The sequence below is a fragment of the Acinetobacter sp. YH01011 genome (genome assembly GCF_013420785.1).
GTDB lineage: Bacteria > Pseudomonadota > Gammaproteobacteria > Pseudomonadales > Moraxellaceae > Acinetobacter > Acinetobacter towneri.
This window is the reverse complement of record NZ_VOYG01000007.1, coordinates 121,773-142,138: the sequence shown is the minus strand read 5'-3', so window position 1 is coordinate 142,138 and position 20,366 is coordinate 121,773. Positions and strand designations below refer to the sequence as shown.

The following is a 20,366-nucleotide window of genomic DNA, read 5'->3' as shown; positions in this document are numbered from 1 at the left end:
AATGTTGCAAGTACTATAAAAAAAATAAGCTCAACTGATCAGAGTGAATCAATGTTTTTTTAAAGCAGACACTGAAATAAAAGCACCTCAGCCTCCACGTTGGATTGATCTAAGAGATCATCTTCTAGCAATACAACGCAACGTGTTTTTCCGATAGGGTTAAACAAAAACACGCATTGGAGTTTGTTGAAAGCTGCTGCTATAGTGAGCGCAGTATTTTTTATTTAGGTGGTTTATGCTCGCTTTAATTTCTCCAGCCAAGACTTTAGATTATGAAACTGCATTACCAAGCGATGAATATACTCAACCTAGATTACTTCAACATTCACAAGAGTTAATTGATGTAGCACGTAAACTTTCTGCTACAGAAATTGCCAGTTTAATGAGTGTCAGTGAAAAAATTGCCACTTTGAATGTCGAGCGTTTTCGTGACTGGCAAGCAGAGTTTGATCTTGCCAATGCACGTCAGGCCATGTTTGCCTTTAAAGGTGATGTGTACACAGGCTTAGATGCTTATAGTTTATCTGCTGCAGAGATTGAGTTTGCTCAACAACACCTGCGTATGCTTTCTGGCTTATATGGCTTATTGCGTCCTTTAGATTTAATGATGCCGTATCGTTTGGAAATGGGCACTAAGTTGCATAATGCGCGCGGTGAAAATTTGTATCGTTTCTGGGGCGATATCATCACCAATTTAATTAACCAAGATTTAAAACATAACCAGTCGGCATTATTAGTTAATCTAGCTTCCGATGAATATTATAAGTCGGTGCAGGAAGCAAAAATTCAGGCTGAAATTATTAAACCTGTATTTTTAGATCAGAAAAATGGTAAATATAAAGTCATCAGTTTTTATGCCAAAAAAGCCCGTGGTTTGATGGCACGTTTTATCATCGAGAATAAATTAGAACGCGCAGAAGACTTAAAAGCATTCAATAGTGAAGGTTATTATTTCGATGCAGACAGTTCTTTAAAAGGCGAATTGGTCTTTAAACGTGACGAGCAAGCCGCCTAACTGTCGGTTTAATCGTTGAATCTCCCATCATGCTAACCTATGGCAGATGGGGGCGAGACTGACCAATCTCCTGTTTGTACTCTTAAAGCTGTTTAAAGGCTTCTATGGCACGTAATCGGCTAAGTTTTAAATCTACAATTGGATGCGGATAATCCAGTTTTAGATTTGGATTTTTCGCATATGGTTCATGAATATTTTTGGCATCTAAATGAGCCAGTTTAGGTAGCCATGTGCGAATATAATCACCATTGGGGTCAAACTTTTGTGATTGGCTCACAGGGTTGAAAATCCTAAAATAGGGCACTGCATCTGTACCAGTCGAGGCACACCATTGCCAGCCACCGTTATTGGCAGCCAAATCACCATCAATTAAATGTTGCATAAACCACTGTTCGCCCAAGCGCCAGTCAATCAATAAGTTTTTACACAAAAACATCGCGCAAATCATTCTGACTCGATTATGCATCCAGCCCGTTTGCAAAAGTTGTTGCATGCCTGCATCCACAATGGGAATGCCTGTTTTTCCGTGCTGCCATGCTGCTAAACCTGCAGGATCATTGCGCCACGCCACCTGTGCGGTCTGATCTTTAAAAGGACGGTGCTTGGAAACTTTGGGATAATCAAACAAAATATGTTGATAAAACTCACGCCAAAGTAATTCATCTAACCAAGTTTGTTGTCCTGCATTTTCGAGATGAAAATGCCCTTGTGAATGCGCAAAAACCGCAGCCAGACATTGCCGAATGGAGAGAATGCCACAGTTTAAATACGCAGATAATTGGCTGGTACCAGACAACGCAGGAAAATCACGCTGTTGCTGATAATCCTGCATTTTTTCACGTGTAAAATCATCTAACAAGTGCTGTGCATGTTGTTCCGTGACTGCCCATAAATTTTGTTGTGCCGTTGGAAGCGGGTCGAAACCTAAGTGTTCTAAACTTGGTACTGTAGAGAGATATTGTTCAGGAAGTTGGATGGGGAGTTGTGGTTGCGGCTGAGGAAAGCAACGCGGAATACTGACATTCAACTGTTGATAGGCATATTTTTTAAATGCGCTGAATACCTGATACGGTTTCATGCTCTGATTGCGCACCGTACCCACGGGAAAAAGCGTGCGGTCATGGTACAACACCAAGTCCTGACCGTGTTGGTTCAAGGTTTGTTGAACTTCAAGATCACGTTTTAGCTCATTCACTCCCAATTCAATATTGGCATAAATATTTTGAATCGGATGAGAGTCCTTCAATGTATGGCATAGTTGGAGCAGCGTTTGTGCAATGTCAGCCCAAGATGGCGTGATTTGAACAATCAGTGGGATATTGAGTTGTGCGAGTTCGTCTTTTAGTGCATTTAATTGACGCAAGTAAAAGTCAATTTTAATGGGCGCATCGTGATGTAAACGATATTGCTGAGGCGAAAGAACCACCACGCCAATACAAGCTCCTGCTTGGCTAGCATGCCAAAGTGCGGTGTGATCTGAAATTCTTAAATCTTGTCGGAACCAAACTAAATTATAGTTTTGCATGGGAAGAATGCTTGATGTGAGCGCTAGAAAGGTGACTTCATTATAAGCATGACTGGGTAAAATTGTCTTAAATGCGAAGGGTTTAATTGTCCAATAAAACGACAATGTGCTGTGTTGATTTTTCCTGTAATGATCTTTCCGCAATAGTCTGCCTGAAAGGATCTTTCAGTCATGTGCTTATCCTGAATTTTAGAATGACAAACAAAAAAGGCAAAGTAAAAATACTTTGCCTTTTGCTTCGATCAATACTGATCTTAGTGGTGATGACCACCCGCACCGTGTACGTGACCGTGATCTAATTCTTCTTGAGAAGCTTCACGGATTTCAACGATTTCTACTTCAAACGTTAAATCTTGACCAGCAAGTGGGAAGTTTGCATCAACAATTACGTTGTCACCTTCAACTGCTTTTACAGTTACGATTTGAACGCCATCATCAGTTTGCGCTTGGAACTGCATGCCCGCTTGGATGTTGTCTACACCTTGGAACATTTGTGCAGGAACTTCTTGTACTAAGTCTGGGTTGTATTCGCCATAACCTTCAGCTGCAGGTACGTTTACAGTAAATTTTTCACCTACTGTTTTACCTTCTAACGCTTTTTCTAAACCAGGGATGATGTTACCTGCACCATGCAAATAGGCAAGTGGTTCACCTTGAGATTTGTCGAGAGTTTCACCCTCTGCGTTAGTCAATGTGTAGTGGAAAGAAACCACGAGGTCATTTGCAATAGCAGTCATGTTATTGATCCATTCAATTTTTTAAGGGTACATCATAAAGTGAAACGTGGAATTTGTTATAGACATTTCTGCAAATTCTTCACTTTTCCGAGTTTTTTATGACATTTTTTAGTTAATCGGGGCAATTTTTATAATTTCAATGCAAATTTATGCGTCATACCTATAAATTTGCAGATTTTATTGCAGGCTCATTTTAAGCCCTTTGTATGATGTGTCGATGACAATAAAAAAGATGGGACATTGCCCATCTTGGTGATATTTAATTCTTGAGGATCCTCGGCTTCTAACCGAGTGAAGTTTTCTCATCTTCTACAGGTTGATGACTAAAGAAATTAAACAAACTACCAAACCACATCATGATTCTTTCAAAAATATTGGCTTCAACAATGTTGACCTGTTCCTCAATCGCAAAGCTATTAATCAATTGATTATTTTGATAAACGTGTACGGTGGCCAGTTTCATGACCTGTGCCAATGGCGCAGTCAGCAATTTTTCAGACAACTCAATATTGACATGCGTTTGTGTACGCTGTGCAGGTTCAAGTGTTTCTAATCCACCTTGTGCATTCGTAAGTTGTAGACGTTGAGTGCTTTGATCAAACTGCGCCAAGTTAATTGCATGTGGCTGTTCATACAGTGATGTCGTTACAAACTTTGGCTGACTGCTTTCAATCTTAAACATGCGTAAGGTCGATTTCACCACAGGCAATTCTGCAATCATTTGTTTGGGTTTAATCGCGACTTCATTACGGGTATAGCTATAAGCTAAATTTAATAATTGATGTGCCACTTCAGCACGTTTTTGCGCACTCTTGGTTCCCATCACCACCACCACTAAACGACGCTCAGGTGCAGCACTATCCAATGTTGGGCGGTTTGCAGTTAAGGCAAGGTTGTAGCCTGCAGCTTTGGTGAAGCCTGTTTTTAACCCATCTACACTTGGGTCTTGTTTTAATAATATATTGGTCGCACGGTGAAAGTGCTGATTGTAGGTAAAACTAGTTTGTTTTGAATAAGCCAAATAATCGGGTGTTTCAGTCACTATCGCTTGTGCTAAACGTGCCATATCTGCCGCAGAAGAATAATGACTAGGCATAGTCACACCAGACGGATTCTGAAAATGTGTATCTTGCATGCCCAAAGCTTGCGCTTCCTGATTCATTCGGGCAATAAACTGCGGCACACCACCTGCAACACGTTCACCTAAAGTGAGTGCAGCATCGTTAGCAGACATAATAATTAAGCCTGCCAATAGCTGATCTATCGAAATCTGCTCACCTGCTTTTAGATACATTTGTGATTCATCCCACATCACTTGCTGCACCACAGGTGTTGCGGTCAAGATTTCATCTCGGTCTAATTTACCTGCCTGAATATCTTTGAGCACAATATAAGCCACCATCATTTTAGTGAGTGAAGCAGGTGCACGTTGTACGTGACTATTGTGCTCTGCAATCACTTGCCCAGATTGTGGGTCTAAAATTGCCCATGCTTCGGCTTCGACACTTTCAGCTTGAATATTCAATAATGCGGCATGCGTGATTGCGCTGTATAGCCAACAGAGCAGCGCAATCAGATAGATAACACGTTTCAAAGAAGTTCCTTATTTACACCAATCCATTGGTGTCACAATGGTTTTAAGCAGCAAAAACAATGTCAATAGACTAGGGAATGCTATGCCTTTTTTGCGCAGTTGGCTAGCCATAAATGCAGACAAATCTCGTCTTGACGCATCAAATGCTAAAAAAATGTTAAGCTTGTGGCCAAGTTCTTATTTATACATTTTGTATTGCCCATTATGTTGCATTATCAAATCGAATTTGACGATTATCGTCAGCATCTTATGCATGTCACCGTGCGTTTTTTGGCTAATCCTACTCAGGTTTTATCTCTACCCACTTGGATTCCAGGCAGCTATTTAATTCGTGAATTTTCCAAACATCTTGAGTCGGTACGTGCTTATGATGAAGCGGGGCGTATCCTCAAAATTCAGAAATTTGAAAAGAATAAATGGCGCTTATTTAACACCGATCATGAATTGATTACGGTGGAATATGATGTCTACGCTTATGATTTGTCAGTGCGTGGCGCTTATGTCGATCAAACCCGTTTATACGTCAATCCTGCCTGTGCCTGTTTGGGCTTAGATGGGCAAGAAGATAAAGCTATTGAAGTTGAATTATTTTTACCAGACGAGCTGAAGCATTTTCAGCTTGCGACAGGTTTGGCAGCAAAAAGTTTGGTGAAAGGGCGTTATACCTTAAAAGCCAAAAACTATGCCGAACTGATTGATGCACCGTTTGAATTGGCAGAACAAACCCGTTTTAGTTTTACCGCAGCAGATATTCCACACGAATTTGTGGTTTCGGGCAAACATGCAATGAACGCTGCGCGTATGCAGCAAGATATTGAAAAAATTTGTGCTACACAAATTACCATGTTTGGTTCTGCGCCATTTGAAAACTATACCTTTATGACCATGGCAACAGGCAATAGCTATGGCGGTTTAGAGCATCCAAACAGTACCAGTTTAATTACACCTCGTGATGATTTGCCGAAAGCTAACGAACCTGAACAACCTTCTAAAGATTATCAGCGCTTTTTAGGTCTGTGCAGCCATGAGTATTTTCATAGTTGGTTGGTGAAATTCATTCGTCCTGAAAGCTTTGTGAATTATGATCTGAATCAGGAAGGTTATACATCGCTGTTATGGATTTTTGAAGGCTTTACGTCTTATTACGATGATTTGTTATTGCTGCGTAGTGGTGTAATTGATCTGGCGGCTTATTTGGAGTTGCTCAAAGCACAAATTGATCGTTATTTGCAAAATCCGGGTCGTGCGATTCAAACGGTAGCAGAATCTAGTTTTGATGCTTGGGTTAAGTTCTATCGTCAAGATGAAAACTCGAACAATGCAGGAACCAGCTACTATAACAAAGGCTGTTTGGTGGCTTTATGTTTAGATTTGGGCTTGCGTTTACGTGGTTCAAGCTTAGATGCCTTAATGCAGAAATTGTACGCTAATGCGCAACAGGGCATTCAAGTGCATGAGCGCACTATCTTTGAATTATGTAAAGAATTGACAGGAGATGATTGGTCGGAGCAAATCCATCATTTAATTAACACGACTGATGAATTGCCGCTCGATCAGTTATTGCCTGAATTTGGCGTTGATTATCAGCTAAAACAGGATAAGTCTTTGCCGTTTGGTTTAAAATTGGCAGATAAACCTGAAGGGGTGTTGGTACAAGCTGCCCATCGTGAAGGTGCTGCGGCAAAAGCAGGACTTTCTGCGCTTGATGTGATTGTTGCGATTGATGGCTTAAAGGCATCTGTAAAATCACTTGAGCAATATGCCAAACAGGATGCAGCTTATACTGTTCATGCATTCCGCCGTGATGAGTTGATGACTTTTGAACTGAATGCTGCGCAGATTGAATTGCCAGAAGTGGCATTAAGCGTTACAGATCAGGCAAAAGTAGAACAGTGGTTAAAAGGCTGAGTTAAAGTTTAATTTAAAGTTCAGCTATAAAAAAATGGATGCTTCGGCATCCATTTTTGTATCTTGAACAAGTTGAGTTTTGACTCACCAACTCATTAACGTGCCCGACGTCCACGGCTTTTGGTATTAGGGCGTGTAGTACCATTGGTCTTACGACGAGGTTTCTCACTTTCTTCCATTTGCCAAATACGTGGCGTACCTGATTTTTTCTTGGTAGTGCCATCTTTATTTTTCTTTTGATGGATTGGCTTGCCACCCGTACCACCAGGTTTTTTCACATAAGAACGCGAGCGATACGGTTCAGCAGCAGGCACATCTTTAAAATCAGGATACAACAACGGTTCAATTTCTTTGGTTTCACCAGGCTGTAAACCCAATTGCACCAAATCAATTGAACCAATTTTGGTACGAATTAAACGCAAAGTTGGAAAACCAACCGCAGCCGTCATACGACGTACTTGGCGGTTGCGACCTTCACAAATTGAAATTTCAATCCACGAAGTAGGTACAGAAGCACGGAAACGTACAGGAGGATCACGCTCCCACAACCATTCAGGCTCATCGACTTTATACGCTTGCGCAGGTAAAGTTATTCCATCTTTCAGTTCTACGCCTTTACGCAATTGTGCTAAGGCATCTTCAGTGACATCACCATCGACTTGAACCAAATAGGTTTTGTATTTTTTATTGGCTGGATTGGTAATAAACTGATTCAAGCCGCCATGATCAGTCAAAAATACCAAGCCTTCCGAATCCATATCTAAACGCCCAGCTAAACGTAAGTCTGGATCATCTACAAAAGCCGACATGGTGAGATGTTTTTCATCTTCACGGAATTGAGAGAGAACGTCATATGGTTTATTTAAGATGACGATTTTCATAAGAAGTGCTTCTTTAAATTCAACAAATTGGGAAAATTGAGAGTATTTAAAAGGAAAAACGGGCGATTTCCAATTAAATCGCAAATACAGTGTGTTTAAGATGGGTCTATTATGCGATAAGAATAGGGGAAAGTATTGCTTAAAGACAATTATTTTTGTGTGTGTGCATTAAACTACAGAAACAGACTAGGCATCTATAATGCATAAAATTAAGATAAACGTGTATGAATATAAATTAGGATGTTATGCAACAAGGTCATTGGTGCTTTATACTCTTCTTTAGCTTTTCAATGCTGGCTTTGCTTAGTGCATGTCAGCCACCCGTGTCTGGCAAGTCTGCAGGAATTCAAACCCCGTATTTATACTGGAAATTGCAACAAACTGAATTCGCAGTGACTCCACTACAAATTCCAGTGAAAGGTGTAAATTTTGCTCAAATACAAGATACCTGGGGGGCAGCACGCAGTGAAGGGCGAAAGCATCAGGGGACTGATATTTTTGCGGTGCGTGGTACAGCCGTCATTGCGGCGACAGATGGCGTTGTGCATAAAATTGGTTTAGACCGCTTAGGTGGAAAAGTCATTTGGATTACTGGGCCTGCATTAAGCCAACATTATTATGCACACCTTGATGATTATGCCGAACATATTCATGTGGGAGACTGGGTTGAAGCTGGTGAAGTTATTGGTTTTGTTGGCACGTCAGGCAATGCCCAAAACACGCCGCCACATTTGCATTATGGCATTTATCTACGCGGGCATGGGGCTGTGAATCCTTATCTATATTTACTAGCAAGTTCACGCTAACCTCAGCTCTAATATTTTATAAATATGACATATTTTTAGCATTTATGTTTCAAGCCTATTCATATTAGGTAGCCGTCATTATTTTTAGGACAAACCATTTAATCATGAAAATTTACCAAGTTGATGCTTTCAGCCATGAATTGTTTAAAGGCAATCCCGCCGCCGTGCTTGTGAGTAAAACATGGTTAGCTGATGATTTAATGCAAAATATCGCATTGGAAAATAATCTGTCCGAAACCGCTTTTGTCAAAATGATAGATGCAGAAAACTTTGAAATCCGCTGGTTTACCCCCATAACAGAAGTCGATTTTTGCGGACATGCCACACTTGCCAGCAGCTTTGTTTTATTTAAGGATTATACAGAGGCAAATACAATTCAATTTCATGTGAAAAATTTGGGGATTTTTACAGTTCAGCAACAGCAAGATGGCAAAATTTGCATGAATTTCCCGATACGCGCTGCCCAGAAAGTTGAAGATTATCCCGATATTTTACGCCAAGCTTTGACTAAACCATTTAAAAATGTCTATATCAATGCGCAAGCTTATATTGTGGAGTATGAATCGGTACAAGATGTGCTAGATGAACAGCCGAATCTTGAATTATTAAAACAATTGGGACAATTGCGTACAGCTATCACAGCACAGTCGAGTGATGATGTTGCGATTACTGCTTCTAAAAATGCACAGTATGACTGTGTGTCGCGTTATTTCGCACCCGCTATGGGCATTGCAGAAGACCCTGTTACAGGCTCAATTCATACTGCAATTGCACCACTTTGGGCAGAAAAATTGCAGCAAACTGAACTTGTGGCTTATCAGGCTTCAGCCCGAGGTGGCATACTGTATTGCAAGATGTTGCCTAATGGTCGTATCGAAATTTCAGGTTATGCACAGCTATATTTGCAGGGCGAAATCATGATTTAAACTATGTCCTGCATTAGATTTCTTTCATCCTTTAAAAATGATCAAATGCATAGTCAAATTTACGATTGATCATTGCTTTATTTTTGTCATATTGAGTTTTCATCTTTCTTTATTGGAAAAAAGCTGAGATGAGAGTAGTTTGCAAGTTTTGCTTGGTTTAAATCATATATTTTGCAAATTTTTACGGTTGATTTAATCGCAGCTTGGTATGCTGTTAAGCTCAAGTTGAAAATTGCCATTTTCGATGGCAAATCAAAAATAGAATGAAATCAATCGGGAAAAAGAAGTTGCTACGTTTTAAAACCCTCACTTTATCTTTATGTGTACTGGCATTCAATGGCGTGGTTTTCGCCCAGCCAGTTTTAGTAAAATCTCAGCAAGAAATACAAGAATATCAACTTGATAATGGCTTAAAAGTCATTTTGGCACCCAATCAGAAAGAAAATAAAGTCTTTATGAATATGGTGTATTTAACGGGTTCATTGAATGATCCACAAGGCAAAGGTGGTTTGGCACACTTGTTGGAACATTTGGCATTTAAAGGTACAGAAAACGTACCTGCCGAGGAGTTTCAGCGCCGTTTAGATCAATATAGTTTAATGCACAATGCCAGCACCGACTATTACTCGACTAAATACACCAACATCATTCGTCCTGAAACTCGCGCCGTCAATGAGATGATTTATCTTGAAGCGGAACGCATGGATAAATTGGTCATGCAGGAAAAATATGTGCCTGCCGAAATTGCGATTGTAAAGCGTGAACGCGAAGTGCGTATGGATCAACCGTTTTCAGTCTTGTTAGATCAGGTGTGGAAATCGGCCTATGGTAATCAGTATTTCGGACGCTTACCCATTGGCGATTTAAACGAACTGCAATCCATTAAAATGCAGGAGTTAAATCAATTTTACCGCACATGGTACGCGCCTAATAATGCTATTTTAGTGATGACAGGCAAGTTTGATCAGGCAGCGGTGTTAAAACAAATTGATCAACATTTTAGTCCAATTGCAGCACGACAAATTCCCAAACAAGTACAAGTGCCTCGATTAGACAGTAACAAAATTCAGCAACGAAATTTTGTGGTACAAAAGGGCAGTCAACTGGCCAAGTTTAATCTGTATTTAAATGGCAATGACGAAAAGATCAAAACCGCTTTGGTGCTGTCACCATATTTACATACATTGCAACCGAGTGGGCATTTGTATCAAGCACTGGTAGAAACAGGCAAAAGTACCATGGTGCAGTCTAGCACATGGTTAGATCAAGATTTTAATTTGGTGTTGATGGGGGCTTTGTATGCACCCAATCATGATGCCAAGCAAGTACAAACTGGCTTGAATCAAAGCATCGAACAGGCAAAAAACTTTGATGATGCCGAGTTACAACGTGTTAAAAACTTGATTCAAAATCAGGCTGACAGTGTCATGAATGATGCAGTGGCTTTGGGTGGTCGCTTGAGTGATTATGCTGTGGCTTATCAGGGGAATTGGACACAATACTGGCAAGATTTACAAGATATTCAGCAGTTAAATGTAGATACTCTTAATCAGCATTTAAAACAATTTTTTACTGCAGAACATCGCATAATAGGGGATATTCAACCCACCCCTGAAGATCAAAAACAGGCACTTACAGCAAAGAAAGCGGCTGAAACAGCAAAAACTTTAGATCAGCAAGATGCACCTGTTGCACCGTTGAAAGACGTGCAAAGTTATCAGCAAGAAGTGACAGACTATGTGCAAAAATCCAAACAAGCTTTGATTCAAAATGAAAAAAAGATTCAGCGTGGCAGCTTAAAAAATGGTGCCAAGTATGCATTATTTCCAACTGCAACGCGTGATGATAAAACCTATGCCACTATTTCGGTAAATTTTGGTACGGCACAATCTTTATTTAAGCAGGGCGAAATTTTAGATTTAACCGCGTATTTGTTGCTGCGTGCATCTCAAGAGCATAGTTTGCAAGACATCGCCGATCAGTCAATTGCTGCAGGTGGTTCGGCTTTTGCACAAGCCGATGCTAATGCGATTCATATTCAAATTGTGGCAAAAAAAGAAAAGTTTAATGCGTTTTTTAATTTTGTTTTAGATGTCATGCAAAACCCAAGTTTTGAGCAAAGTCAGTTTGATTTAATTCGTTCTCAAAGTTTATCCAGTTTAGAACGACCTTATACCGAGCCTGAAACTGTGGCTGCTTTGACTATGGCGCGTTTAATTGAAATTTACCCGCAGGGCGATTTACGCTATCACTTCGAACCTGGATTTGCGAAGCAACAACTGCAAGCTGCAACCCAAGCGCAGGTGCAGCAGTTATATCGTCAATTTTTCGCCATGAATTATGCACAGATTGCCATTACAGGTGAGTTTGATCCGAAACAAATTAAAAAAACTTTAGTTCAGCGTTTGGGGCAATCGCGTAATACGGAAGTGTATCAACGCTTAGATTCAGCCTATACGGCATATCCTGCGAAAAAGTTGCATGTATTGGCAGAACAGCGCGAATTTGGCAGTTATCAAAGTTTATTGACCTTGCCTTTGGGCGTAAATCATCCTGACACACCTGCCATGATGGTGCTGAGTTATATTTTGGGCGAATCGCAATTGTCTTCACGTTTGGCGCAAGAATTACGTGAAAAAAATGCATTGGTTTATGGTTTTAGTAGTGGTTTGAGTTTAAGTGAATTTGAACAATCGGGTGCGCTCAGTATTTCTGCGCAATACAGTGCAGGCAAGTCGGCTCAAGTGTCACAGGCGGTGCATAAAGTGTTGCAGGAATTGCGCCGTGATGGTGTCAGCTTGCAAGAAGTTGAAGCTGCAAAAGCCGATATTTTGAAAAAACGTGTGACTGCCTTGGAAGATGAACGCAGTATCCACCGTATGTTAGTGCCACAATTAGAACAAGGTCGTGATTTACGTTACCGTGAGCGACGTGATCAAGCGTTAGCAAAACTCAGCAAAGCCGATGTAGATGCTGTGATTCAGAAATATTTACGCTTAGAACATTTGCTTGAAGTAGCCGCCGATCAATATGGTCAAGCCAATGTTGAGGTGCTGCCGTTAAAGCCGCAGTCTAAATAAAGATTCAATTTAATTTTGAGCAGATACAAAAAACGCATCCATTTCGATGCGTTTTTTGTCTTCAAGTTTGCTATCTATGCTCAATTGGCTAAAGCTTTATAAACGATAAAACTGTTTGGCATTATGATGAAACACTTGCTGCAAAGCATTTGGATGATAGGCCGCAACAATATCACTAGTCGCATCAATTAAATTGACCAAAGACGTGCTCACTCGATCCATTGGAAAATTGGAAGCAAACATCAACCGATATATTCCAAAGCTTTGTAAGGCATGCTGAATCAGTGGTGCAGTTAAATCTATAATTTCCTGTTTTGAGGCTTCACGTTTTTGCAAGTGAAATTGATGTCCTAAAACAGGCATAAATAACCCTGAAATTTTGCTGTAAACATTTGGACAGTGTGCCAACTCGGCAATATCTTCTTGCCAACGAAACAGAATGTTTTCCCGTGCTGTTTTGGTCACGCCTGTATGTGTGCCAACTTGCCCGAACAGCCCTGCAGGTGTGCCCAAATGGTCAAGTACAATAGAAGTTTCTGGAAATTGTTTAGCCAGCGCCAAGACATCGCCCAATTGGGTCGAATACGTCCATGCATCAAAACTTAAATTATATTGCGCTAAAGCTTCAAAACCTTTTAGAAACTTTTTGTTCCGATATAAATGTGGTTCGTCTGCCCAAGAGAAAATCCCGTGATCTTCATGCACGGCTGCCATTTTACGAATTCCACGGAAGTTTGGAGAGGCTTTGTGATGTAATTTTAGAATTTTCTTAAAATTAGAATCGCGCGGGTCTGCAGTGGCGACAATCGCGCCCAAAGCCAAACCATTATTTTTAAAATCCAGACTTTCTATAAATTCGGTTTCACCAACTACACCTTTGCCTTTATGGTTGTGCCAATTGGCTTCAATATGCACAACTTTTTCAGCCGTATAAAAACCTAAGTCGCGGGCATAATGCTCAGGTAAATAGGGCGATGTGACGTGCTCGGTGCGTCCCAAAGTTTCAATGAGTGTTTTCGGTTTTATCAGGCGGATGGTTTTATCTAGCAAATTGGGATGCTTGCCCAAAAGCTTAACAGCAAGTCGTGCGCTGTGTGGCGTGTTATACGGATCCCACTGATGAATATGTGCATCAATGAGTGCAAATCCTAGATTCTGCATAATGATCCTGTTTTTATGACGCTATTATTTCACTATTCAAAGCCATCATGTTACAAAAGGGAAGGGTTATTTATCGAAATCTACAAGTTTGAAAATTAGCCGCAATAAAAAAGCCCCGTAGGGCTTTGTTTATATGCAAAATTAATGATCGTGCGAGTGGTCGTGATCATGTTTATGGGTATGAAATTCTTCGTTGTGACGGAAGCGCAAATAGTTTTCAAACTGTTCGCAATATTCATCATAGTTATCTTCAAGCATCATTTGAAATTGCTGCAAGATATATGACATAACTTGGTCTTTGGCATCGCGCATTTCATTGCCATCTTTAAAATTATTGGCTGCCACCCAAGTATTAAAACGTGCAGTAGCAAATAACATGGCAGCACTCACCTGACCACGAATTTCGGCAGGTTTTACTGTGGAGCCTTTTTCAAAATGACAGAAGCCATTGGCCTGTTTAATAAATTCATCGGCACGTTCAAAAAAAGCCGCATTTAATGCTTCTTCTTCGGTTACATCGGTTGCTTCAATCTTTTGAACCATGAATTTTTCCTAAGCTAAAAATCTGAATGTTTCATTATAGGCAAAGCCTTGCAGAAACAAAACCTTTGCCTTAAGCTAAAAATAGCCTAAGCAAAATTGGAGTGGTTGATGCAAGATGCGATTGCGGTACAAAGTTTAAAAAGCGACATTGCTTTATTACGTCAAAATATTTGGCCACCCGTGCAACTTGCCCATGTTGAAGGCTTGCCGATTTATTATGGAACACGCGCAGAAGTAGCAGAATACTATAAACAATGGACAGGGTTGATTGAACGTGCACAGGATTTATTTCAGCCTTTTATGCAAGATGCAGTCATTGATGCGGTGCATTTACCCAGTCATTTGAACTTGCCCTTATTTTATTTTCATGTCGATCGGATTCGAGTGAATAAAACCCGCGCCAAAGAATCGAAAACTTTTCGGGGGATTGCCAGCCTGATCGAAAAATGTGGGCAATTTGAACCGCAGGAAATTCAGCTCATGCAGCGTTGGTTAGACAGTGATGACAATGCAGCACTGGTGGCACATCGTGAGTTTATTGATTTGCGTACTTATGTGTTTCAGCATGGGCAAAGTGACTACACGCGCACCCGTTTTTATGTGAATGGTATTGTATTAAGTGTCGAACCATATTTTGAACTGGTCGATGCCCGAGATAAGCCACGTAAGCAGCGTAGTGACAGTTATCAAGACCCTTTGGCAGATAACCAAACATGGAAAGTATTTGGTAAATATCGTTAATCTTTTAGAAAGTTTGGAATTTGCAGATTAAATACTAATCTAAGATATAAAAAATAAGCTCAACATGAAATGAATCCCTGTTGAGCTTAAATGTGATCATTGATTGATGATCAAACTTCAACTACGACCAAAAAGGCTGACTTTCAGCAAACTGCTGTAAATCCTGTTCAATCTGTATGGAAATATGACGTTCTTCCGACGCAATCCAACCCAATACAAACCATGTTTTCGGTTCAGTTTGAGCATGGCTTTCATATAGACCTTGTGCCACCATTAAATCATTAAAATGCCCTAAAGTTTCCTGTAATGGTTTTAGGGTTTTTAAATACGTTTTGACGTCATCTTCTGCAAATAAACTACTCACAAACTCCACGGTATAGCGTAAACGTTTTACACGCTTACGCGTGCGGTGTTTAGATTCCACATCCAAGGTTTGGAAATGACCTGTATCATCACAAATTTGTTGATGCATTTTCTGCAAGCGTTTACGTAATACTTTTTTGAATGGTTTTGATTCTGCATCTGCAATCGCAGCCGAATGTGCAAAACTCATAAGTTGTAACAGTAATAAGGTTGTGGTCGGTGAGCGGAAAATTGCATCAATCGCAATGTTTTCAGATGCTGCAGGTGGTAGTTCGGTAATAGGTGAGCCTGCATTTTCAAGTTGCGGAATCAGACTTTCGCGCAAAGCATCTTGATCGCGGGTCGAATCTAACTGCTGAAAAAGTGTCGCCAATTGACTTTCCCAATTGTTATTTGCCAACGCATCATATTCAGCAAAAATTTTTAAGGCACTGCGTAAACGTCGAATGGCAACACGCGCTTGATGCACATGCCCACTGGCATAATCTTGACTGGCAATCGCAGCTGCATTGGGTAGCAAGTGTGCCAAACAATTCTGAGTAATTTGTGTCAACAACTCATGCATATTTTCGGGGTGTTGCAATTGTAAAGCACTTTGCTGCTGTACAGGAATCATGGTTTCATTGTTATACAGCATATTGCCACGCTGCGATTTACTACGTGTGTCGAGCCATAAATGATATTTTTTAATCCACGGCTGAATATAGGCAATTAAATCTGCAATTTCACCTTGTTTCAGTTCAAACTCAACTTCGTAAATTTCAATCGAATTTTTACCTTGTCGGATTTCACCTAAATCAAAAGCAACTTCAATTTGGCTGTTTTTATAATGTGCCAATTGACTGTAGCGTAAAACATCGGTTTCAAACTGCAGAGTTAAATTGACTTTTGAACCATCCAAAGCCTTTTTTAAAATCTTCCGAGCTTGTTTATGATTTTCATAACATGCCAAATCACACAATTCAGGCGCATCATGTCCTAACTCATGTTCAAGCTCAAAGCGTTCATAATGTTGTGGACTAGGCGCTTTTAAAGTTTGTCGCCAAATATCTCCCTCTAAACGCTGACGCAGGGCAATGCGTTGTTTGGCTAAGTGCTGGTCAGGACTATCATAATATTTAGCCCATAAATGTTGTTGTTGAACTAGTTTGTTCTTTTTAAATGCTATTTCGAATGCCGCACGATAATTATGTGGAATTTGAAATTTCAACTCTATTTCAGACATCGGGAATTCCCTCGATGAAAAAAGATACGTTCTATTAACTATAGTGTAAATCTATAAATGAACAAGGGGAGAGCTGTGAACAAAAGCTTGAAAAAGAAAATAATTTGTATTCAGTTTTTAATTCAAAGCAGCCGAAGGAATATTCAAAAGGCTGCCGTTGTCTTGCAGTATTTTTAGCGAGTGTTTTGAGGATATTAAGGGAACTTATTTTAAGAATTTACGGCTCACCATAAATTGTTCAGTCGCTTCCAATAAACGCTGTGCATACACTTCCTGTTTTGCTGTTAGCCAACCCAAAACAAACCAGTCGCTCGCTTCCAATTCAGTTTGTTGAATATATCCTGCAGAGGATGCCAACACTTGATATTCCTGAGCTGCAAGCTGAGCATCATTCAATGATTTGCTATATTTCTGCAAATTTTTTACATCATAAATATTCGTCAAAATTGGGAAGCTGAATTTTAGCTCCTGAATACGCAAAGCCAGTTGATCTAAACTTTCAAAATCGTGAATATCACTGTGCTGTAATTGTTCATGCAACTGCTTATATTGCTGTTGCAACGTGTTTTGTGCGGCAGTTTTTAAGTCTAAACCCGAGTGATCGCTCGCGGCTAAACTAAACATCAATAATTCTAAATAGTGATGCACATTTTGCGTTGAACGGACTAAATTGACCAATTTTTCTTGGGCGTACAAGGTATCTTTTTTTAGGTTTTCTGCAGTCGTCGGGTTCTGTAAAAACGCGCCGAGTGTGGCTTGCATGTGTTCTAAGTGCTGTAAGTGATCAAAATGTTGTTTAAATGCTGCAATTTGCATTGCCCATTTATCGCCTAAATGCTTCGACCAATCTTTAAATAAGGATAGTGTTAGTTGTAAATGTTGCAAAGCGAACTGCGCCTGATCAATATGACTTTGTTCGGCAACTTGAGCAGAAATTGCGGCAATATTGGGCAATAAATGCTGTAATTGTTGTGCAATTAACAGGCGTAAATTTTGGTCGGCATGGTCTTTTTTACTGAATTGAAATTCTTTGCTCTGAGCCGCAGGGCTGACTTTTTGCTGCACAGAAAGCAAATGTCCAATTTCTGCTTTATTGCGCACATCCAGCCATAAATGAAATTTTTTCACCCATTCAAAACTAAAAGCCAGCAATTGCTGAATTGAACCTTGTTTCAGTTCAAACTCAACTTCATGTACTTCAACTTCAGCATCTGCACAACGAATGTGACCAACATCTAAACTGATTTCAATGTCAGTATCTTCAACGGTCATTAGTCGTGAGGTACGTTGAATATCGGTTTCAAATTGTAGTTGCAACTGATCCCAATTTTGTCCCAAAGCTTGATTTAGCAATTGTTGTGCTTCGGGAATACTTTGATAAATTTGCAGATCAAGTTGTGGTGGAGTATCTGGATTTTCAGTTGGCGCAAGTGGATGGTTATGTTCAAAACTATGAAAATGACTTTGACCTGCCGCTTTTAAAGTTTGTACCCATTGCTCACCTTCTAAACGCAGTCTTAACGCCATGCCATGATGCGCCAAGCTGTGCGCAGATGTATCAAAATAGCGTGCTTTTAATGGAATTTGAGTCGATTTTTTCGGGTCTAAAGTTTTGAGTAGTGCAGTACGACGTGCGACTGGAATTTGAAATTTTAATTCAACTTCGACCATGAAAAATATCCTGAACGTAAAGCATGTTGCGCCAAAGCAGCGGCAAACAAATTGGTATTATAAATTTGTGAAAATTGCAGAACTAAGGTTTTGCAAAAGTGCGTTTGATTGTAACTAAAATATGCCAAGAAGTAAGGCTTGACCTTGGCTTTTTTAGGGTCTGTTGGCATTTCCTAAATGGCTTGCGCTGTAGGCTAAAACTGAGCAGATCAGGCATGAAACGTAGGGAATAGCGAGACTATTGCCAAGTTTCATAACGCAATCTGAGAAAGTTTTAGCCACAGCCTTTCAGGACAAGCATATTTTTTGCTGCTATTGCGTTATGAGTCAGTTATTTAGAACGACTAAATTTCCTGTCTCATGCCTTATATCAGCTGAAAAATATGCGTTGTCGCAAACATAGACGAAGTGTCAACAGACCCTTGAGTTTGGTTTTTTTTTGGCTTAGTTTAAAGTGTCGTTGAGCGTAGCAAAAATAATTCAAACCTATAAACATCAGGATGATGAACATGAACGCAGCATTAAACCCCGAATTTGAGCCGACACCAGATCCCAAGTTTGAATTGCCAATTCAGGATTATTCAACATTTTATCGCTTTTATTTAACTGAACACCGCAACATTATGAGCCGTCGTTTGCACGTTGTTGGCAGTAGTATCGGTTTATATTGTGTGAGTAAAGCCATACGCCATAAAAAAGCCAAATATGTACTCTATGGTTTGCTGGCAGGCTATGCTTGTGCATGGGTCGGGCACTTTGTTTTTGAAAAAAATAAACCTGCCAGTTTTAAACAGCCTGTGTATAGTTTTATTTCAGACTGGCGGATGTTTGCCGATGTTTTGCGTGGTCATTTAAGTTTGCAAGATCGTGCTAAAGATAAAATTCCAAGTTGAATTGAGCGCTTAGTTATACCGTTTAGGCAAAAACTAAACGATATGTGATTATTTTCATAAAAAATGTACAAATAAAATTAATTTTTTGTTGAAATGATAGAGTGAATATTCTAATAATGTGTCATCAAATTTATTGATAAAAGTTTGTGACTTTCCAAGCCTAGAGTGACCTTTCTCTAGGCTTTTTTTATGTGAAAAATTATATTCAGAATGGTGTTAAATCAGAAATCATTCATCTTTAAGCAAGGATATAGAGCAAGCAGGTTACTGATAGAGCGGCATGAAAAAATATAGACACATGATCATTTGTCGCATCCCCACATGCGCTCTGGCACAAATGATCATGTGTCTAAATGGGCGACCTAAATATGTCGTTATTCGCTGTAGTCACCCGTATGGATTTTAAAATCCATATCTTATTGAACTGGTTGCAGTTCTTGTTTTGCGCAGTTCAATTAAAGCTAAATCTATCTTTTAGCGCTATCACTAGAATTTGGTATTTTTAAGTTTTTGACTCAATAAAACCCAAACAAAATAGAAGCTTATAGAGCCTATATAAAAAAACTTGTTGAGCCTGAGGTTCTGACACATGCCGCCTGAATGTGTAATAATACAGACCTTGTATTATTTGTGGCTGAGATTATGCGCGGTTTATATTTGATTACCAATGATGATCCTATCGAACTGCTTTTGGCAAAATTAGAAGGGGCGATGGCAACTTATGAAGTCGCGGTGTTGCAATATCGCCGTAAAAATGTGCCTCAAGCTCAGCAGGCATACGAAATTGAATATATGAAATCGATGTGTGATCAATACAAAGTGCCATTTGTGATTAATGATGATCTTGAAACTGCAGTGAAATATGGTGTTGGCGTACATTTGGGTCAAGAAGATGGCTCTATTGTTGAAGCGGTTGCACGTTTACCACAAGATGTATTGATTGGTCGCAGTTGTAATAACTCGATTGAATTGGCAGAGCAAGCCATTGCCGATGGTGCAAACTACGTTGCTTTTGGTGCAGTCTATGCAACTGAAACTAAACCTGAGGCAAGTACACTTACATTAGACACGCTCACACTGGCGAAGCAACAACTCAATGTGCCAATTTGCGCGATTGGTGGTTTAACTGTTGAAAACAGTCAGCCTGTCATTGAAGCAGGTGCAGATTTATGTGCAGTGATTAGTGATATATTAAGACGTCCGATGCATACTGTTGCACAGCGTGTTTATGATTGGTCTGCACTTTTCAAAGCAGACACTTAAAGCAGACAGCTAATTTTTTATTTTATTTTTTGAG

16 protein-coding genes are annotated in these 20,366 nt (G+C 39.9%); 8 read left to right on the top strand and 8 right to left on the bottom strand.

Features of this window, described 5'->3' with window-relative positions; genetic code table 11:
• Positions 1–235 precede the first annotated feature (235 nt).
• The gene (gene yaaA, locus FTT78_RS06615) at positions 236–1,015 is read left to right on the top strand and encodes a peroxide stress protein YaaA (protein WP_179990676.1); all 780 of its coding nucleotides are present in this window, start codon (positions 236–238) and stop codon (positions 1,013–1,015) included.
• A gap of 82 nt (positions 1,016–1,097) precedes the next feature.
• Here yaaA and FTT78_RS06610 read toward each other — a convergent pair whose 3' ends face one another.
• From FTT78_RS06610 to FTT78_RS06600, 3 genes are all read right to left on the bottom strand, one after another.
• On the bottom strand, positions 1,098–2,540 hold the full coding sequence (locus FTT78_RS06610; RefSeq protein ID WP_180043801.1) for a deoxyribodipyrimidine photo-lyase: 1,443 nt from the start codon (positions 2,538–2,540) through the stop codon (positions 1,098–1,100).
• 254 nt (positions 2,541–2,794) lie between these two features.
• The gene (slyD, locus tag FTT78_RS06605; RefSeq protein ID WP_004972992.1) at positions 2,795–3,277 is read right to left on the bottom strand and encodes a peptidylprolyl isomerase; all 483 of its coding nucleotides are present in this window, start codon (positions 3,275–3,277) and stop codon (positions 2,795–2,797) included.
• Between the two features lie 283 nt (positions 3,278–3,560).
• Positions 3,561–4,871, bottom strand: a complete 1,311-nt coding sequence (locus tag FTT78_RS06600; RefSeq protein ID WP_180043803.1) for a D-alanyl-D-alanine carboxypeptidase family protein — start codon at positions 4,869–4,871, stop codon at positions 3,561–3,563.
• Between the two features lie 204 nt (positions 4,872–5,075).
• On the opposite strand from FTT78_RS06600, the gene FTT78_RS06595 reads away from it, so the two are divergent.
• Positions 5,076–6,779 (top strand): M61 family metallopeptidase, encoded by a 1,704-nt coding sequence (locus FTT78_RS06595; RefSeq protein WP_180043805.1) that lies wholly within the window; start codon positions 5,076–5,078, stop codon positions 6,777–6,779.
• Between the two features lie 95 nt (positions 6,780–6,874).
• Here FTT78_RS06595 and FTT78_RS06590 read toward each other — a convergent pair whose 3' ends face one another.
• Positions 6,875–7,660, bottom strand: coding sequence for an rRNA large subunit pseudouridine synthase E (locus FTT78_RS06590; protein ID WP_180043807.1), 786 nt, complete (start codon positions 7,658–7,660; stop codon positions 6,875–6,877).
• A 245-nt stretch (positions 7,661–7,905) separates the two neighbouring features.
• Between FTT78_RS06590 and FTT78_RS06585 the strand changes: the two genes are divergently transcribed.
• From FTT78_RS06585 to FTT78_RS06575, 3 genes are all read left to right on the top strand, one after another.
• Positions 7,906–8,466 carry a M23 family metallopeptidase gene (locus FTT78_RS06585; RefSeq protein ID WP_180043808.1) on the top strand — a complete coding sequence of 187 codons (561 nt, stop codon included), beginning with the start codon at positions 7,906–7,908 and terminating at the stop codon, positions 8,464–8,466.
• A gap of 104 nt (positions 8,467–8,570) precedes the next feature.
• Positions 8,571–9,392: a PhzF family phenazine biosynthesis protein gene (locus tag FTT78_RS06580; RefSeq protein WP_004973001.1), complete on the top strand. Its 822-nt coding sequence runs from the start codon at positions 8,571–8,573 to the stop codon at positions 9,390–9,392.
• Between the two features lie 263 nt (positions 9,393–9,655).
• A complete protein-coding gene (locus FTT78_RS06575; RefSeq protein ID WP_180043810.1) occupies positions 9,656–12,472 on the top strand; it encodes a pitrilysin family protein in 2,817 nt (938 codons plus the stop codon).
• Positions 12,473–12,568: 96 nt separating this feature from the next.
• Here FTT78_RS06575 and FTT78_RS06570 read toward each other — a convergent pair whose 3' ends face one another.
• Together FTT78_RS06570 and FTT78_RS06565 are read right to left on the bottom strand one after the other, a co-directional pair.
• Positions 12,569–13,633, bottom strand: coding sequence for an amidohydrolase (locus FTT78_RS06570; RefSeq protein WP_096901876.1), 1,065 nt, complete (start codon positions 13,631–13,633; stop codon positions 12,569–12,571).
• 141 nt (positions 13,634–13,774) lie between these two features.
• Entirely contained in the window at positions 13,775–14,176 is a 402-nt protein-coding gene (locus FTT78_RS06565) for a DUF3144 domain-containing protein (protein ID WP_004973007.1), read from the bottom strand.
• 108 nt (positions 14,177–14,284) lie between these two features.
• Here FTT78_RS06565 and FTT78_RS06560 point away from each other — a divergent pair, with 108 nt between their 5' ends.
• The gene (locus FTT78_RS06560; RefSeq protein ID WP_167846097.1) at positions 14,285–14,917 is read left to right on the top strand and encodes a hypothetical protein; all 633 of its coding nucleotides are present in this window, start codon (positions 14,285–14,287) and stop codon (positions 14,915–14,917) included.
• Positions 14,918–15,038: 121 nt separating this feature from the next.
• Here the strand turns inward: FTT78_RS06560 and FTT78_RS06555 are convergent, their stop codons facing one another.
• Together FTT78_RS06555 and FTT78_RS06550 are read right to left on the bottom strand one after the other, a co-directional pair.
• On the bottom strand, positions 15,039–16,505 hold the full coding sequence (locus FTT78_RS06555; protein WP_180043812.1) for a CYTH and CHAD domain-containing protein: 1,467 nt from the start codon (positions 16,503–16,505) through the stop codon (positions 15,039–15,041).
• A 204-nt stretch (positions 16,506–16,709) separates the two neighbouring features.
• Positions 16,710–18,176 (bottom strand): CYTH domain-containing protein, encoded by a 1,467-nt coding sequence (locus FTT78_RS06550; protein WP_180043814.1) that lies wholly within the window; start codon positions 18,174–18,176, stop codon positions 16,710–16,712.
• Positions 18,177–18,679: 503 nt separating this feature from the next.
• On the opposite strand from FTT78_RS06550, the gene FTT78_RS06545 reads away from it, so the two are divergent.
• Positions 18,680–19,069, top strand: a complete 390-nt coding sequence (locus tag FTT78_RS06545) for an Mpo1-like protein (RefSeq protein WP_373682974.1) — start codon at positions 18,680–18,682, stop codon at positions 19,067–19,069.
• Positions 19,070–19,711: 642 nt separating this feature from the next.
• Positions 19,712–20,332 carry a thiamine phosphate synthase gene (thiE, locus tag FTT78_RS06540; protein WP_096900945.1) on the top strand — a complete coding sequence of 207 codons (621 nt, stop codon included), beginning with the start codon at positions 19,712–19,714 and terminating at the stop codon, positions 20,330–20,332.
• The last annotated feature ends 34 nt before the right edge of the window (positions 20,333–20,366 follow it).

Bases quoted from the DNA above. Each gene is read 5' to 3' on its own strand.
- yaaA (WP_179990676.1), top strand. From the start codon at position 236: ATGCTCGCTTTAATTTCTCCAGCCAAGACTTTAGATTATGAAACTGCA.
- FTT78_RS06610 (WP_180043801.1), bottom strand. From the start codon at position 2,540: ATGCAAAACTATAATTTAGTTTGGTTCCGACAAGATTTAAGAATTTCA.
- slyD (WP_004972992.1), bottom strand. From the start codon at position 3,277: ATGACTGCTATTGCAAATGACCTCGTGGTTTCTTTCCACTACACATTG.
- FTT78_RS06595 (WP_180043805.1), top strand. From the start codon at position 5,076: ATGTTGCATTATCAAATCGAATTTGACGATTATCGTCAGCATCTTATG.
- FTT78_RS06590 (WP_180043807.1), bottom strand. From the start codon at position 7,660: ATGAAAATCGTCATCTTAAATAAACCATATGACGTTCTCTCTCAATTC.
- FTT78_RS06585 (WP_180043808.1), top strand. From the start codon at position 7,906: ATGCAACAAGGTCATTGGTGCTTTATACTCTTCTTTAGCTTTTCAATG.
- FTT78_RS06580 (WP_004973001.1), top strand. From the start codon at position 8,571: ATGAAAATTTACCAAGTTGATGCTTTCAGCCATGAATTGTTTAAAGGC.
- FTT78_RS06575 (WP_180043810.1), top strand. From the start codon at position 9,656: ATGAAATCAATCGGGAAAAAGAAGTTGCTACGTTTTAAAACCCTCACT.
- FTT78_RS06570 (WP_096901876.1), bottom strand. From the start codon at position 13,633: ATGCAGAATCTAGGATTTGCACTCATTGATGCACATATTCATCAGTGG.
- FTT78_RS06565 (WP_004973007.1), bottom strand. From the start codon at position 14,176: ATGGTTCAAAAGATTGAAGCAACCGATGTAACCGAAGAAGAAGCATTA.
- FTT78_RS06560 (WP_167846097.1), top strand. From the start codon at position 14,285: ATGCAAGATGCGATTGCGGTACAAAGTTTAAAAAGCGACATTGCTTTA.
- FTT78_RS06555 (WP_180043812.1), bottom strand. From the start codon at position 16,505: ATGTCTGAAATAGAGTTGAAATTTCAAATTCCACATAATTATCGTGCG.
- FTT78_RS06550 (WP_180043814.1), bottom strand. From the start codon at position 18,176: ATGGTCGAAGTTGAATTAAAATTTCAAATTCCAGTCGCACGTCGTACT.
- FTT78_RS06545 (WP_373682974.1), top strand. From the start codon at position 18,680: ATGAACATGAACGCAGCATTAAACCCCGAATTTGAGCCGACACCAGAT.
- thiE (WP_096900945.1), top strand. From the start codon at position 19,712: ATGCGCGGTTTATATTTGATTACCAATGATGATCCTATCGAACTGCTT.